The organism is Iodobacter fluviatilis, assembly GCF_004194535.1.
Classification (GTDB): domain Bacteria; phylum Pseudomonadota; class Gammaproteobacteria; order Burkholderiales; family Chitinibacteraceae; genus Iodobacter; species Iodobacter fluviatilis_A.
Genome location: NZ_CP025781.1, coordinates 2187734 through 2201797 on the forward strand (window position 1 = coordinate 2187734; position 14064 = coordinate 2201797).

Genomic DNA, 14064 nt, shown 5'->3' on the forward strand with positions numbered 1-14064 from the left:
TAAGTATGGCTATTTTGACTGTGCCGCCGATGGATAGGGCGGCAGTTAAAATGGCGCAACGCCCAGAGCCTAAGCTGGAGTTGTGTACTGAGTTGAAATCATCCTCAAGCTGCATTTTATACAAAATGGGCGATCGGCTTATTGCTGTTCATTGCAGTTTTGTATTGATATAAATTAAATAATTAAACATATGTATGTTAATCAATTACTCATCGTTTCATTATTTATTAAATTGATTGTTGGTTTGGTGGCCGTGTGCAATTGAAATTGGCGAGTTTTATTTCGTGGTAAATAAATGGCCTAGTCTTAATTAATTTGATATTCATATTGATAAATTTATGCATTGGGTTTTATTGTTTACTAGAATGATAAGATTCACCAGCTGCACCCTATAGCCGGCTGCAATTTGTTAGTAAGCATATTCAGGGGAATATATGAGAACAATCAATCGGAGCATGGCAGCGATTGCTGCTCTATCTGCGATGGCCTTGCCAACTCAGGCTTGGGCTTTTGCACCGGGTATGGAAGAGAAAATTGCCGATGTAATGGTCTGGGTGGTTGTGCTGGGCATGCCTATTGCGGGGATATATTTGTTCTGGAAGCTGCATGTGCTGCCTGAGGTGATCGCAGAGAAACGGCATCATCCGCAAAAAGAAGGCATTCAGGTGCTGTGCTTATTATCACTGGCTTTTGGTGGTTTGCTCTGGCCTATTGCTTGGCTTTGGGCTTATAGCAAACCTGCTGTTTATAAAATGGCTTATGGCACGGATAAGCACGACGATTACTTTTTAAAGCCCGATGGTGAGCACAGTAATAAGCCAATGGATTTGGCGATTGTGGATGATGAAATGATGCTGCTAAAAGAAAAAATGGCGCGTTTGGCGGAAAAGCGCGAGTTAATTATTCAGCAGCAAAAAAAGCCAGAAGTGGTCGTTGAAGGCAAGGAGCAAGATCATGCTTGAGATCATTCTGGGTGGTTATGCGTTTTTAGTTTGGCTGGTATTTATCAAATTAAAACTATTTCCGTGGAATATTCAATCACAAGTGGGCTCGGTTGCGGGGGCGATCGTGCTGGCCGCCAGTATTATCTTTACCATTAATGTGGTTACGCCTTCATCGAGTGATGTGCGGGTGATTAATTTTGTGGCCGAAATTGTGCCAAGGGTGCAGGGCATCGTGACCCGTGTGGCTATTGAAGGTAATACCCTCATTAAAAAAGGTGATGTTTTACTAGAAATTGATAACACACCTTACCGCTTAAAAGTGAAAGAACTGGAAGCCAAGCTGGCAGAGGCTACCGCCTCAGCCAGAACGCTTTGGCAGGATCTGGATAGCGCTAAAAGCAGCTCAATTGCCGCTCAAGCTCATTTAGATTTAATGAAAAAACGCTATGCCGAATCGTCTGAGCTGGCCAAGCTGGGCGCAGGTAATCAGTACGATGTGGAAAGCTTTGGCACCGAAGTTAAAAAAGCTGAGGCGGCGCTAAGCAATGCAAAGACTGCTGAAGTTAAAGTGCAAACCAAGTTAGAAGGCGTGGTTGGCCCTGATATGGCGAGCGTGGCTCAAGTAAAAGCGCAGCTAGAATCGGCTCGCTATGATTTGGAATCCACGGTGATTCGCGCCCCTGCAGATGGTATTGCGATCAATGTGATGGTGCGCCCAGGTAATTATCTGGTTTCAATGCCATTTAGACCCGCGATGAGTTTTGTAGAGCACGAGCAGCGCATTCTGGCTTTCTTTGATCAAAATGAGCTGCGCTATGTTAAGCCGGGCGATAAGGCAGAAATTGCTTTGCAGACACTGCCTGGCGAGCTGCTTTTTGCCAAAGTAGATTCAATAGTCTGGGCTAATGGTCAGGGCCAAATTGCACAATCTGGCGTTGTGCCTAATGCCCCTATGGAAGTTGTGCGAGCTCCTTTGGCGCAAAAATACGCGGTTAAGTTAATTCCAGTGGCTAAAGATGGCGAAGTGCTGCCGTTTATTCCGATGGGGGCTAGGGGTGGTGGCGCAATTTACACCGATAAAATGGCACCTTTGCACCTGCTACGCATGGTGATGATTCGTGGTCAGGCCATCTTAAATTACCTTGTACTTAAGCTGCATTAAGGAATAGCCATGCCATCATTGAAAACAGGCTTATCCATGTTGCTGGGGGCGGGTTTATTGCTGGGCTGTGCAGTAGCAACGCCGCCAGCCCAGCATGAGTTAATGTCCTTGGCTTTGGGCGAAAAGCAGCTACCAGAGCGTTGGAAAAACACCCAAAGCCCAGGCACGTTTGACGAGCAGGCACTGGGCTTTGCTCCAGACCCCGCACTCAAAACACTGATCAGCGAGGCCTTGCAATACAACAGTGATTTACGCATTGCCGCAGCAAGGGTAGATCAAGCAAGGGCGGCGCTTAAAGCGGCTGGTGGCCCGTTATTGCCTGCATTGGGCATAGGGTTACAGACCGGAGACTCAACCTTACCCACGTCTAGTATGAGTGTTACAGGCGTTGGCCTAGTTATGAATTGGGAAGTGGATCTTTGGGGGCGTTTACGCAGTGAGCAGGCGGGTAGTGATGCACGTTATCAGTCGGCCGCTTTAGATAGGCAATATAGCCAGCAAGCGATTGCCGCTGCCGTTATTCGCGCTTGGCTTGGCGCTACAGAGGCCACTTTGCAGCTAGAGCTTTCACGCGATATGGCGCGCATCGCCGATAAACAGCTGCAATTGATGAAAGTTGGCCAGAAGATAGGGCGCAACACCGCCCAAGATGTGGTGCTTAGCCAAGCGGCATTAGCGGTTTATCAAAATCAGCTAGCAGGCAATGAGCTGATGCTGGATCAAGTCAAAAGAGCGCTTGAGGTTTTACTTGGCCGCTATCCAGCGGCAGAAGTCACAACGGCTGGGCGTTTTCCTGTGGCTCAGTTTACCTTGCCCGCCGGTTTGCCTGCGGAGCTTATGTCGCGCCGCCCAGATATCTTGGCGGCCGAGCAGCGCTTTAGGGCGGCGTTTCAGGATCAGGAAGTCGCTAAACGTGCGCGCTTGCCTTCATTAAAGCTAACTGGGGGTGTGGCTTATATTGAAGAGACCAATATCATGCTGAAATCTGGCATTGATAACCCGCTGTGGGGATTAAGTGGCCAGCTACTTGCGCCGATCTTTACAGGTGGCCAGCTAGAAGCACAGCTAGAGGCAAAAACTGCCAAGCAGCAAGAGGCCATTGCCCAGTACAGCAAGGCCGCCTTGATTGCTTTTAATGAAGTAGAAGGCGCACTGGCAACGGAGCGTGCGCTGAGCAAGCGCCAAAATGCTTTGCAGATGCAGAGTGATCAGCTGAAAAAGTCGTTTGAATTCGCTCAAATTCAGAAAAGAGTAGGCAAGGGGGATCAATATCAGCTCCTGCAACAACAGCTAAATTGGCTGGGCGCGCAGGCGGGTGGCTTGAGGGTGAGTAGTGATCGTTTGGCAAATCGAGTGAATTTACATCAGGCTTTGGGCGGGCATTTTTCATCATGATTTGACATGTCATTCAAAGCCCATTGAGGGAGTTACGAAAAACCATGGCAGCCATTGCAATGGTTTTTTTATTTGCGAGCTTGCTTACTTCATTTTAAAAAAGCTAATTACCTCTTCTAGCTTTTGTGCATGCAGGGAAAGCTCGCCCGATGTGGTGGATAAATCTTCTGCGGCCATTGCGGTTGCTTGGGTGACATTGCTTAATTTAGTGGCGGATAGATTAATTTGTTCAATGCCAATAAATTGCTCGCGCGATGCGGCAGAGATTTCTTGGACTAGATCGGCAGTTTTTTTAATGGAGGGGACAATTTCATTCAGCAATGCGCCTGCGCGTTCGGCTTGCTCTACGCTATTGCTGGCTAGTAGGCTGATTTCTTGCGCTGCGGTTTGGCTGCGCTCGGCTAGTTTTCTGACTTCGGCGGCGACGACGCTAAAGCCTTTGCCTTGCTCGCCTGCGCGGGCGGCTTCGATGGCAGCATTCAGGGCTAATAGATTCGTTTGATAGGCAATATCATCAATAATGCTGATTTTTTTGGCAATCTCACGCATGGCCAATACGGTTTTTTTAACCGCTTCGCCGCCTGCAATGGCATTCATGGATGAATGCGCAGAGATATCTTCGGTAATGCGGGTGTTTTCATTATTTTGCGCCACGATGGCGGTTAGTTGTTCTAAATAGGCGCTGGTTTCTTCAATACTGGTGGCTTGCTCCATCGCGTTATAAGTCAGATCTTTGGCCGATGAGTTAATTAAATGCGATGTTTTTGCCAGTAAATGCGATGTTGCGCGGATTTCGCCTAATACCAGATGCAATTTTTCTATCATGCTGTGTAGGGCATAGAGCAGGCTGTTTTCATGATTCGCAGAAAATTCCCCGCGTAAATTGCCTGCCACCACTTCTAATATTAAACGCCGTGCTTCGCCTGGGCCACAGCCAATTCTATTGATAATTCCCATATAGGTCTGGTAAATCAGTATTAAGGAAAAAATACAAGTAAGTAGCGTAGCTAGGCTAACAATATAAAATAAATTTTGTTTGTTACTATTTAATTGAGCGATGCTAGGCCTATTTTGAACGCTTTTCATTAATTGATCAGATAAAAAGGGTAACCCTTGAATGTCTGATTTATTGAATGCATGGATTAGATTTATTTCTTGCGCGTTAAAGCCCGTTTCTTGAATAAAAGTATCTGTTTTACTTTTATTGATGAGCTGAGGATCTTCACGTAATTGTTGGCTAAATAGCATTGCTGAATTTTGCTGCTGCTGGGCCGTAAAAAGTTGCTCGCCCATTTGGTTAAAACTATAGATACACACATAAAGTAGCAACATGAGCAGCACAAAAAATAACGCTCTAGAGACAAAGATTTTTTTCATGCTTGGCATAGCCATTATTATCCTCCCAGATTACAGATGCCAAGCTATCTATCGTAGCTTACCTATCACTCTATAAAATTAGCTCTTGCACATGGCTTATAGCAAGGCCAGATTGCGTTGATTGTGTGTTTTGCTTGCGCTTACTTAGCCGCCGTTTGGCAAGTAAAAAGTGTTATATAGGGTGAGATCAAGCTCTGCATCGGGTAAACTCCGCCCTCAAATTGACGGTCCATCCTTTACGCGGATGACCACCTGGAGATTAAAAAAATGAAGCAAGAGCATACTCAGCCGATTGTGGTGGCTGCCCTGTATAAATTTGTAACGCTGGCTGATTTTGAAGCGCTCAAAGAGCCGCTATTGCAATCCATGCTGGATAACGAAGTAAAAGGCACTTTGCTGCTGGCTTTTGAAGGCATTAATGGCACGGTAGCAGGCTCCCGCGCGGGGATTGATGGCTTATTGGCGTGGCTAAAAAGCGATGCACGCTTTATCGATGTGGATCACAAAGAATCCTATTGTGATGAGCAGCCGTTTTACCGTAGCAAAGTTAAATTAAAGAAAGAAATTGTCACCTTGGGCGTGCCGGGCATAGATCCGAATCTAGCCGTTGGCACTTATGTAGAGCCAGAGGATTGGAATGTGCTGATTAGCGATCCTGAAGTGCTGCTAATCGATACGCGCAATGATTATGAAGTGGCAATTGGCACGTTTGAAGGTGCAATTGATCCTAAAACGGCCAGTTTCCGCGAATTCCCAGATTATATTAAGCAGCATTTCGACCCTGCCAAGCACAAGAAAGTCGCCATGTTTTGCACTGGCGGTATTCGCTGTGAAAAAGCATCTAGCTATATGCTGGGCGAGGGTTTTGAAGAAGTCTTTCATCTGAAAGGTGGCATTCTTAAATATCTAGAAACGGTAAAGCAGGAAGAAACCAAGTGGAATGGCGACTGCTTTGTGTTTGATAACCGCGTCACCGTTCGCCATGATTTAAGCGAAGGCGATTTCGACCTCTGCCACGCCTGCCGCCAGCCTGTATCGGTGGAAGAGCGACTATCACCGCATTACGTAGCGGGGATCAGCTGCCCACACTGCTGGAATTCGCTAAGTGAGAAAACCAGAAACGGTGCGCGTGAGCGGCAAAAGCAGATCGAGCTCGCCAAAAAGCGCAATCAGCCCAGCCCACTTGGCCGCAATATGCGGGATAAGGATTAATCTAGGGTGGGCACTGTGCCCATGCAGGCATCAAATTAAGCTCAAAAGTAGCCACAAACAGTAGGGCGCAATAAGTCTGAGGTTTTATTCAGACGCATTGCGCCGTGTGTGCAAACCACCATGCGGCGTAATGCAGCCAAGCAAAAACGCTTGGCTTTATTACGCCCTACGAATGATATTACGATACATACAAACTAGCCCGATCCTCTCTAAGGAAGTGCCTTTTGAAACACACCACGCCTCCTCGTTCATCCCTGCTTCTTATGCTTGGCATTATCTTGCTGGCGCATGGCTATTTGGGAGTGCGTTTGTTTCCTGCTTTGGGTCTGTATGGCACGGGTTTATTCGTGGGCTGGTTGGCCTTGCTGCTGTCTAGTCTGTTACTGCCCTTGGGATTAGCTGCCAGATTTATCAGCCAGCCGCCTTGGGCCGATCGTATTGCTTGGCTGGGTTTAATGGCGATGGGGCTGTTTTCGTCCTTGTTTGTACTCTGCCTGCTGCGTGATGTGTCTTTGCTGCCTTTAGCTTATTTATTAAGCGATGCGGCGTATAGCAACTGGCGGATTCAGAGTGCTTTGGGCGTGTTTGCAGGGGCGGCGCTATTTACTTTGCTGGGGCTGATTAATGCAAGGCGCAGCGCGGCGATTGTGGATGTGGCCGTGTCGGTGGCTAATTTACCAGCAGAATTAGTGGGTTTTACTATCGCGCAAATCAGCGATATTCATGTAGGGCCAACGATTAAGCGGCCTTATCTGGATGCGATTGTGGACAAAGTAAATGGCCTTGGTGCAGATTTGGTGGCGGTAACGGGTGATTTGGTTGATGGTAATGTGGCCGATCTGGGCGCACATACCGCACCCCTAGCGCGATTAAAATCCACGCACGGCACGTTTTTTGTAACGGGTAATCATGAATATTATTCTGGCGCGCTAGCGTGGATTACCGAGCTGCGCCGTTTAGGCTTGCAAGTGCTGCTGAACGAGCATGTTTTGCTCTCCCACGGCGGCCATCAGTTGGTGGTGGCTGGGGTAACTGATTACAGCGCTGGGCATTTTTACCCTGATCATCAAAGCGATGCACAGGCCGCGCTGGCAGGATCGCCCGATTCACCGTTTAAACTACTCCTCGCGCATCAGCCGCGTAGTGCCTTTAAGGCGCAGGATTTAGGCCTGCATTTGCAATTATCTGGCCACACCCACGGCGGACAGTTTTTCCCTTGGAACTTCTTTGTGCGCTTTCAGCAGCCTTTTACCGCAGGCCTAAATCTATTAGGCAATGTGTGGGTATATACCAGCCGAGGCACAGGCTATTGGGGCCCACCCAAACGATTGTTTGCGCCTTCGGAAATTACCCGAATTACCTTAAGGCGCGGGTGAGTTTTGTTGGTGCGCCATTGTAGGGCGGGTGTAACCCGCCGTTTTTCTTGTATTAAATATTGGCGGGTTGCATCCGCCCTACGGGCTATTAGCCAACCATATTCTTTGAGCCATAAGACCCACGGTCGATGTCGATGATTTCGGCTCGAATGCTGATGTTTAATGCTTGTGGGTTATCTATTTCTATGGCTTGAATTAACGCATCTGAAAGTGCTTTTTTGATTTCAGCCGAGCGGCCACTGAGCAAGCGTAGCTTGATATGAATAAAGGCGCGGCCCTCATCTTTATTGCCAATCAAAAAATCATCAAAGCCCATGGCGCGGCTTTGGATATCTGATTCAATATAATGCCCTGATTCAATCAGGGCATTATTTAATTGTTGCAGGGCAAGGCGGGGATTAAAGCCGCTTAAGTTTTTGCTGTATTCAAGATTAAGATGGGGCATGGGACACCTTCAGGGTGAGAGAGACCCTGAAGATTATATCTATTTAATCCTTAATCAACATGCTCAAACTGAGCTTTTGATAAAGGCTTGCTCGCTTCATGATGCTGAATATGATGGATCGTGCGCTGTGGGAAAGGAATCGAAATATTTGCCGCATCAAATGCTTTTTTGATGTTTTCTGTAGTATCAAAAAAGATAGGCCAGTAATGCTCGCTATTAGCCCAAACGCGTACTGTAAAATTAACCGAGCTTTCGGCCAGTGAAGAAACCACCACCATTGGTGCGGGGTCTTGGTGGATGCGGTGGTCTTTATTCAGTACCGATAAAATCACTTTACGTGCGTGATCGATATCATCGTCGTAGCCAATACCAAAGACAAAATCGACGCGGCGAGTTGGCATGGCTGAATAGTTGGTGAGATTGCCATTGGCTAAGGGGCCATTGGGAACCACAATTAATTTATTATCGGCAGTACGCAAACGCGTGGTAAAAATCTGAATGCCTTCTACCGTACCTGCTTGGCCTTGTGCCTCGATATAGTCGCCTGCTTTAAATGGCTTAAACATTAAGATTAATACACCACCCGCAAAATTGGCGAGGCTACCTTGTAATGCCAAACCAATTGCCAAACTGGCCGCACCTAAAATAGCGATAAATGAAGTGGTTTCAATACCAATCATTGAAGCGGCACTAATCAGTAGTAGCGCTTTCAATGCCACATTGGCAAGGCTGCCTAAGAAGTGGCGTAATGTGGGTTCAACATGACTGCGAGTCAGCATTTTTTCTAGCAATTGCGTGGCAATGCCAATTAATTTCCAGCCGATAAAGAGCGTGAGCATGGCGGAAAATAATTTTGGAGCGTAGCTGATGGCCTGGGCTTGCAGTATTTCAATCCAATTCATTCGATGCTCATTTATTTGGGTGACAGTGCTATCAATTGTCACAGAAATGGCGGCCTATTCGTAGAGAATAAATTACGCTTTAAATAGGAAATGCTGCACACATCATTTTTTGACCGCTTTGCTGAGTTGATATAAGAAAGTCTGTAGATATGGAGAACACAGAGAGGGCTAAAAAAGAGCAGGAAAAACAGATTAAACTCTTCATCTGAGCTGTTTTAAGTGTTCTTTCAGAGTGTTTATTTTTTTCTACGTCTACAGACCTTTTGTTGTTTTTATCTGCCAATTTCCCTCGCATATTCATCCACGCATTTTAGTGCTAGCGCTACAAATTCGGCGGCTTGTGCGCGGCTCATAATGAGGGGCGGGGCGGCGATCATGCTGTCGCCGGTGGCGCGCATGATCAGTTTATTCTTTAGGCAAATATCGCGGCAGCGTAGTGCCATTTCGCTGCCGTTGCTAAAGCGCTTGCGGCTGGCTTTGTCTTCCACCAAGGTCACTGCAAAGAAAAAGCCCAAGCTACGTACATCGTCTACCAGCGGGTGCGCATCGAAAGCGTCGTGCCAGAGCTGGGCGGCGTAGGGGGCGACGTCTTGGTTCATGCGCTCGATAATCTTTTCATTTTGCAGAATATGAATATTGGCGACGGCAACCGCGCATGCCACGGGGTGGCCGGAGTAGGTAAAGCCGTGGTTAAAATCTCCACCTGCAATCAGTACGTTGGCTACTTTATCGTGTATTAGCACGCCACCAATTGGGATATAGCCAGAGCTTAAGCCTTTGGCGATAGTCATGAGATGTGGGCGAATGCCGTAGTGCTCGCTGCCAAACCATGAGCCGGTGCGGCCAAAACCGCAGATCACTTCATCGGCAATCAGTAAAATTCCATAATGATCGCAAATGCGCTGGATTTCCGGCCAGTAAGTGGAGGGGGGAATAATAATGCCGCCCGCGCCCTGCACCGGTTCGCCAATGAAGGCGGCGACGTTTTCAACGCCTAGCTCTAGAATTTTGTCTTCTAGCGCTCTGGCGGCTTTAAGCCCGTATTCTTTGGGGCTAAGCTCGCCGCCATTGGCGAACCACCAAGGCTGTTCAATATGGGCAATACCGGGGATAGGTAAATCGCCCTGCTCGTGCATATAGTGCATGCCACCTAAGCTGGCCCCGCCTATGGTTGAGCCGTGGTAGCCGTTGATGCGCGAGATGATGGTTTTTTTCTTAGGTTGGCCCAGCGTGGCCCAGTAATGGCGAACCATGCGAATAATGGTGTCGTTGCCTTCTGATCCTGAGTTGGTATAAAAAACGTGATTAAAGCCATCAGGGGAGATTTGCGCCAGTAGGCTGGATAACTCAACCACCGGCGGGTGGGTGGTTTTAAAAAAAGTATTGTAGAAAGGGAGTTCTAGCATTTGCTGGTAAGCCGCATCCGCCAGCTCACGTCTTCCGTAGCCAATATTGACGCACCATAGGCCGCTCATGGCATCAAAAATCTTGTGGCCGTCCGAGTCATATAAGTAAAGCCCCTCGCCACGAACAATCACTCGTGAGCCGTGGGTATTCAGTGCCGCCGTGTCAGAAAATGGATGAATATGATGGGCGGCATCTAGTGCTTGGTATTCGCTGGTACTGCGGCCAAGGTTGGAGTGGTCTTGGTTGATGAGATTTGGATTCATCGAGTGTCTCCTTGTTTCTGGGTGGGCCTGTGCCCACGCGATAATTTGAATGTGGTGTGTTGTTTGCAAATAAAATCAAAAACTAAAGGCATTATTAGTGCCTTCGGCACGTTGATTTAGGTGCGGGTGCCCCCGCGGGGGCGTTCTTTTCTTGCTTCGCCAAGAAAAGAACCAAAAGAAGGCGACCCCACGAAACACGAAGGCCCCTCATCTGCGGACAATCGAGCGGCGGCTGCGGAACTCGCTTCGCTCAAACAGTCCTCGCCGAAACCCCGCCCGCTTGTTCCTCGCTTCGGCGTGCTTCAAGGGGGGATTTAAGCCCCGTGCGGTGAATAGCGATAAAAATTTAGGTTACTGACGCTGAAACTACTTAAAACCTAAGATCTGCCCCGATTTTAAAAGGGTTTCCTCCGTGAAACTCCGTGTTCTCTGTGCCCTCCGTGGATCAGGATTTGGTTTTTGCAACATCACACATGCAGCAGTAAATGTTTCCTTTCCCATGGGCTGATGACTTTGGCGTATTCCACGTATTCGGCTTCTTTTACAGCACAATAGGCTTTGATAAATCGCTCTCCCAGTAGCTTGGATATCGGGGCGCAATCGCTAAGGATTTGCGTGGCGGCGTCTAGCCCACGGGGGAAGGCGAAGGGTAGGGTGTAGGCGTCGCCGGTAAGGGGCTCGCTGGGTTTTAGCTGCTCGTCTATGCCTAAATAAGCGCAAGCCAGCGTGGCGGCGAGGGCCAGATAGGGGTTGCAGTCCACACCGGGTAGGCGGTTTTCTATGCGGCGGGCGGCGGGGTCGGAGTGTGGCACGCGTATGCCGCAGCTGCGGTTATCAAAGCCCCATTGCACATTGATGGGGGCGGCGTAGTAGCGGGTTAGGCGGCGGTAGCTGTTTACAAAGGGGGCAAATAGCGCGATCACCTGCGGGAAGTATTTTTGCATGCCCGCTACCGATTGATAAAACACCTCGCTGGGCGTGCCGTCGATATTCGAGAATACATTTTGGCCGCTGATCGCATCTACCACGCTCATATGGATATGCATGGCCGAGCCTGGCTCGTTTTCCATAGGTTTAGCCATAAAAGTGGCGTACATATTGTGGCGGATCGCCGCTTCCCTTACTGTGCGTTTAAATAGAAATACCTGATCGGCCAGCTCCAAGGCATCGCCGTGCAAAAAGTTGATTTCCATTTGGCAAGCGCCCACTTCATGGATCAGTGTGTCGATCTGTAAGCCCTGCGCATCGCAGTAATCGTAAACATCTTCAAACAAATCGTCGTATTCATTGACCGCATCAATTGAATACGCCTTGCGGCCGGTTTCTGGCCGGCCGGTGCGCCCAAGTGGCGGCTGCAGGGGCAGATCTGGGTCGCGGTTGATATCGACTAGATAAAATTCCATTTCTGGTGCAACAACGGGCTTCCAGCCGCGCTCTGCATAGAGTTTTAATACACGGCGTAATACATAACGTGGCGATAACTCAACGGGGCTGCCATCAAAGTAAAAACAATCGTGAATCACCTGCGCCACGGGGTCTTTGGCCCATGGAACGATACGTATGGTGTTGGGATCGGGAATCAGAATCATGTCCGGATCGGTGACTGGCGTGATGTTTTGGGCGTACTCGCCAGTGACGGTTTGCACCAGTACGGTAATAGGCAGGCGCATGCCTTCGTCTTCGCTGAATTTTTCTTTGGGCACAATTTTACCGCGGGCAATGCCGGTGAAATCGGGGGTAACACATTCCACTTCAGTGATTCGGCGTTCTCGCAGCCAGTCGCTAATTAAGCTCATGGTGCCTCCCTTTGGGGTTTATTTAGACGGATTGGCCTGCATCTTTATATAAATTTAATACTGGCCTGCTGTGTTTTTACAATTTCTTTCTTTTTGATTGCATAGGATTAACGTGTTAATTACTCCTAGGTGTGTACTAGTGAAACCCATTGCAATCTGTCGTCATGAAGCCACTCAAGGGCCGGGCTATTTACAATCCTTTCTAGATAAACACGGCGTGCCTTATCGCGTATTTGCTATTGATGCGGGTGATACCCCTCCTCGTTGTGCCGCCGAATTTAGTGGCGTGGTGATTCTTGGCTCTAATGCCGGTGTTAACGATGGTCTCGCTTGGATTAAGCGGGAAGAAGCGCTACTGAAAGATGCTTTACGGCTGGAGCGCCCCATTCTTGGCCATTGTTTTGGTGGGCAATTGCTATCCAAAAGCTTGGGGGGCGAGGTACGTCGTAATAGCGTGCCGCAAATCGGCTGGGGCAAGGTGCTGGTGACCAAGTTTGATGAGGCGCGCCAGTGGCTGGGCGATAAGCGTGAGCTGGATTTGTTTCACTGGCACTTTGATACTTTTGAAGTGCCGCGTGGTGCAAAGCGGATGTTGTTTGGTTATTACTGCATGAATAAAGGCTTTGCCCTTGGCCCGCATTTGGGGCTGCAATCGCATCTGGAAGTCACCGCGCAGAGCATTCGCCAGTGGTGTGCCGAAGACAGGCAGGTGTTGCAGCAGTGGCAAGCACAAAGCTCGGTGCAGAGCGAGGCGCAGATTTTGCATCGCTTGGATGAAAAAGTAGCCGTGCTGCACCAAGTTGCCGATCATGTTTACCGGCAGTGGCTGGGAGGGGTATCGGGTGCTCTGCATGCGCATTTGGTTAGAACACAGCGGCCAAATGGTGGTGCTGGCTGGCTGGAGGCGCTTAAATAGGGGCTGGTATCTGCGCATAGGCTCACCTTTTTCTAGTGCTAAGTTGACGCTGTGTACACGCCGCCGCAAATCCTGCCAGCATGACCATAGAGAGTGGATTGTCTTGAAATTTCCACTCTGGATGCCATTGCACCGCCAGCGCAAAGCTGGTGGCATGGCTCACGCTAAAGGCTTCGATCAGCCCATCGGGGGCAATGGCTTCTATCTGCAAGCCCGCCCCTAATGTGGCAACGCCTTGATGATGTAAAGAATTAACTCTGGCGCTCGTCTGGCCATATAACTGGTGTAGCAGCCCGCCGGGCACTAGCTCTATTTCATGTGCTGGGCCGTACATTTCATCAAGGCTGCCGCCTTGTTCACGATGGTCTAGCTTTCCCGCTTGCTGATGCACGGCCTGCTCTAGTGTGCCGCCAAATGCTACGTTCACCTCTTGCGCGCCTCGGCAAATACCCAAAACCGGTACTCCCAACTTAACCGCCTCTCTAATTAAGGGCAGGGTGGTGGCGTCTCTTTGCGGATCATTAAAATCATCGGCTAGCACTTGGCCTTGGTAGTGACGTGGCTCGATGTTTGATTGGCTACCGGTGAGCAGCAGGCCATCGATGCTGCTTAATATTTGCTCAAGCTGACTGGTTTCACCTAGTGCGGGGATAAGCAGCGGTAAGCCGCCTGCGGCCGTGGCGGCTTGAATATATTTCTCCCCAACTAAATGAAAGAAATGGCCATCTTCTTTTAAGCGCCAGCGGCAGCAAGTGATTCCAATAATGGGCTGAGCCATGATGCATCTCTGCTGATATGGGGTGGATTAGCGAATGCAGTGCTGATTAAAACGATGCACGCCAGTGGATTTTGGCCACCTTATGTATTAA

The 14064-nt window shown here is 48.9% G+C and carries 13 protein-coding genes; 7 read left to right on the forward strand and 6 right to left on the reverse strand.

Features of this window, described 5'->3' with window-relative positions; genetic code table 11:
* Positions 1 to 5 precede the first annotated feature (5 nt).
* The 4 genes from C1H71_RS20645 to C1H71_RS09870 all read left to right on the forward strand — a co-directional run bounded on the left by C1H71_RS20645 (position 6) and on the right by C1H71_RS09870 (position 3501).
* Positions 6 to 173: a hypothetical protein gene (locus C1H71_RS20645; RefSeq protein WP_188053704.1), complete on the forward strand. Its 168-nt coding sequence runs from the start codon at positions 6 to 8 to the stop codon at positions 171 to 173.
* A 261-nt stretch (positions 174 to 434) separates the two neighbouring features.
* Positions 435 to 962, forward strand: coding sequence for a DUF3302 domain-containing protein (locus C1H71_RS09860; RefSeq protein ID WP_223146031.1), 528 nt, complete (start codon positions 435 to 437; stop codon positions 960 to 962).
* Positions 955 to 2106 (forward strand): HlyD family secretion protein, encoded by a 1152-nt coding sequence (locus C1H71_RS09865; RefSeq protein WP_130106407.1) that lies wholly within the window; start codon positions 955 to 957, stop codon positions 2104 to 2106. The genes C1H71_RS09860 and C1H71_RS09865 overlap by 8 nt, the downstream gene beginning before the upstream one ends.
* Positions 2107 to 2115: 9 nt before the next feature.
* On the forward strand, positions 2116 to 3501 hold the full coding sequence (locus C1H71_RS09870; protein WP_130106408.1) for an efflux transporter outer membrane subunit: 1386 nt from the start codon (positions 2116 to 2118) through the stop codon (positions 3499 to 3501).
* 84 nt (positions 3502 to 3585) lie between these two features.
* On the opposite strand, the gene C1H71_RS09875 is transcribed toward C1H71_RS09870, so the two are convergent.
* Positions 3586 to 4878 carry a methyl-accepting chemotaxis protein gene (locus C1H71_RS09875; RefSeq protein ID WP_223146032.1) on the reverse strand — a complete coding sequence of 431 codons (1293 nt, stop codon included), beginning with the start codon at positions 4876 to 4878 and terminating at the stop codon, positions 3586 to 3588.
* 267 nt (positions 4879 to 5145) lie between these two features.
* On the opposite strand from C1H71_RS09875, the gene trhO reads away from it, so the two are divergent.
* Both trhO and C1H71_RS09885 read left to right on the forward strand, forming a co-directional pair.
* Positions 5146 to 6090 carry an oxygen-dependent tRNA uridine(34) hydroxylase TrhO gene (trhO, locus tag C1H71_RS09880; RefSeq protein WP_130106410.1) on the forward strand — a complete coding sequence of 315 codons (945 nt, stop codon included), beginning with the start codon at positions 5146 to 5148 and terminating at the stop codon, positions 6088 to 6090.
* A gap of 224 nt (positions 6091 to 6314) precedes the next feature.
* A complete protein-coding gene (locus C1H71_RS09885; RefSeq protein ID WP_262488426.1) occupies positions 6315 to 7466 on the forward strand; it encodes a metallophosphoesterase in 1152 nt (383 codons plus the stop codon).
* Between the two features lie 88 nt (positions 7467 to 7554).
* Here the strand turns inward: C1H71_RS09885 and C1H71_RS09890 are convergent, their stop codons facing one another.
* The 4 genes from C1H71_RS09890 to C1H71_RS09905 form a co-directional block, all read right to left on the reverse strand.
* Positions 7555 to 7911 (reverse strand): 5-carboxymethyl-2-hydroxymuconate Delta-isomerase, encoded by a 357-nt coding sequence (locus C1H71_RS09890; protein WP_130106411.1) that lies wholly within the window; start codon positions 7909 to 7911, stop codon positions 7555 to 7557.
* A gap of 50 nt (positions 7912 to 7961) precedes the next feature.
* Positions 7962 to 8813: a mechanosensitive ion channel family protein gene (locus C1H71_RS09895; protein WP_130106412.1), complete on the reverse strand. Its 852-nt coding sequence runs from the start codon at positions 8811 to 8813 to the stop codon at positions 7962 to 7964.
* A 272-nt stretch (positions 8814 to 9085) separates the two neighbouring features.
* Positions 9086 to 10483: an aspartate aminotransferase family protein gene (locus C1H71_RS09900; RefSeq protein ID WP_130106413.1), complete on the reverse strand. Its 1398-nt coding sequence runs from the start codon at positions 10481 to 10483 to the stop codon at positions 9086 to 9088.
* A gap of 467 nt (positions 10484 to 10950) precedes the next feature.
* A complete protein-coding gene (locus C1H71_RS09905) occupies positions 10951 to 12279 on the reverse strand; it encodes a glutamine synthetase family protein (RefSeq protein WP_130106414.1) in 1329 nt (442 codons plus the stop codon).
* Between the two features lie 139 nt (positions 12280 to 12418).
* On the opposite strand from C1H71_RS09905, the gene C1H71_RS09910 reads away from it, so the two are divergent.
* Positions 12419 to 13195 carry a type 1 glutamine amidotransferase gene (locus C1H71_RS09910; protein ID WP_188053706.1) on the forward strand — a complete coding sequence of 259 codons (777 nt, stop codon included), beginning with the start codon at positions 12419 to 12421 and terminating at the stop codon, positions 13193 to 13195.
* 22 nt (positions 13196 to 13217) lie between these two features.
* Here the strand turns inward: C1H71_RS09910 and C1H71_RS09915 are convergent, their stop codons facing one another.
* Complete coding sequence (locus C1H71_RS09915) at positions 13218 to 13973, reverse strand: gamma-glutamyl-gamma-aminobutyrate hydrolase family protein (RefSeq protein ID WP_130106416.1); 756 nt, start codon at positions 13971 to 13973, stop codon at positions 13218 to 13220.
* Between the last annotated feature and the right edge of the window lie 91 nt (positions 13974 to 14064).

Bases quoted from the DNA above. Each gene is read 5' to 3' on its own strand.
- C1H71_RS09905 (WP_130106414.1), bottom strand. From the start codon at position 12,279: ATGAGCTTAATTAGCGACTGGCTGCGAGAACGCCGAATCACTGAAGTG.
- C1H71_RS09875 (WP_223146032.1), bottom strand. From the start codon at position 4,878: ATGAAAAAAATCTTTGTCTCTAGAGCGTTATTTTTTGTGCTGCTCATG.
- C1H71_RS09895 (WP_130106412.1), bottom strand. From the start codon at position 8,813: ATGAATTGGATTGAAATACTGCAAGCCCAGGCCATCAGCTACGCTCCA.
- C1H71_RS09860 (WP_223146031.1), top strand. From the start codon at position 435: ATGAGAACAATCAATCGGAGCATGGCAGCGATTGCTGCTCTATCTGCG.
- C1H71_RS09915 (WP_130106416.1), bottom strand. From the start codon at position 13,973: ATGGCTCAGCCCATTATTGGAATCACTTGCTGCCGCTGGCGCTTAAAA.
- C1H71_RS09890 (WP_130106411.1), bottom strand. From the start codon at position 7,911: ATGCCCCATCTTAATCTTGAATACAGCAAAAACTTAAGCGGCTTTAAT.
- C1H71_RS09900 (WP_130106413.1), bottom strand. From the start codon at position 10,483: ATGAATCCAAATCTCATCAACCAAGACCACTCCAACCTTGGCCGCAGT.
- C1H71_RS09870 (WP_130106408.1), top strand. From the start codon at position 2,116: ATGCCATCATTGAAAACAGGCTTATCCATGTTGCTGGGGGCGGGTTTA.
- C1H71_RS20645 (WP_188053704.1), top strand. From the start codon at position 6: ATGGCTATTTTGACTGTGCCGCCGATGGATAGGGCGGCAGTTAAAATG.
- trhO (WP_130106410.1), top strand. From the start codon at position 5,146: ATGAAGCAAGAGCATACTCAGCCGATTGTGGTGGCTGCCCTGTATAAA.
- C1H71_RS09865 (WP_130106407.1), top strand. From the start codon at position 955: ATGCTTGAGATCATTCTGGGTGGTTATGCGTTTTTAGTTTGGCTGGTA.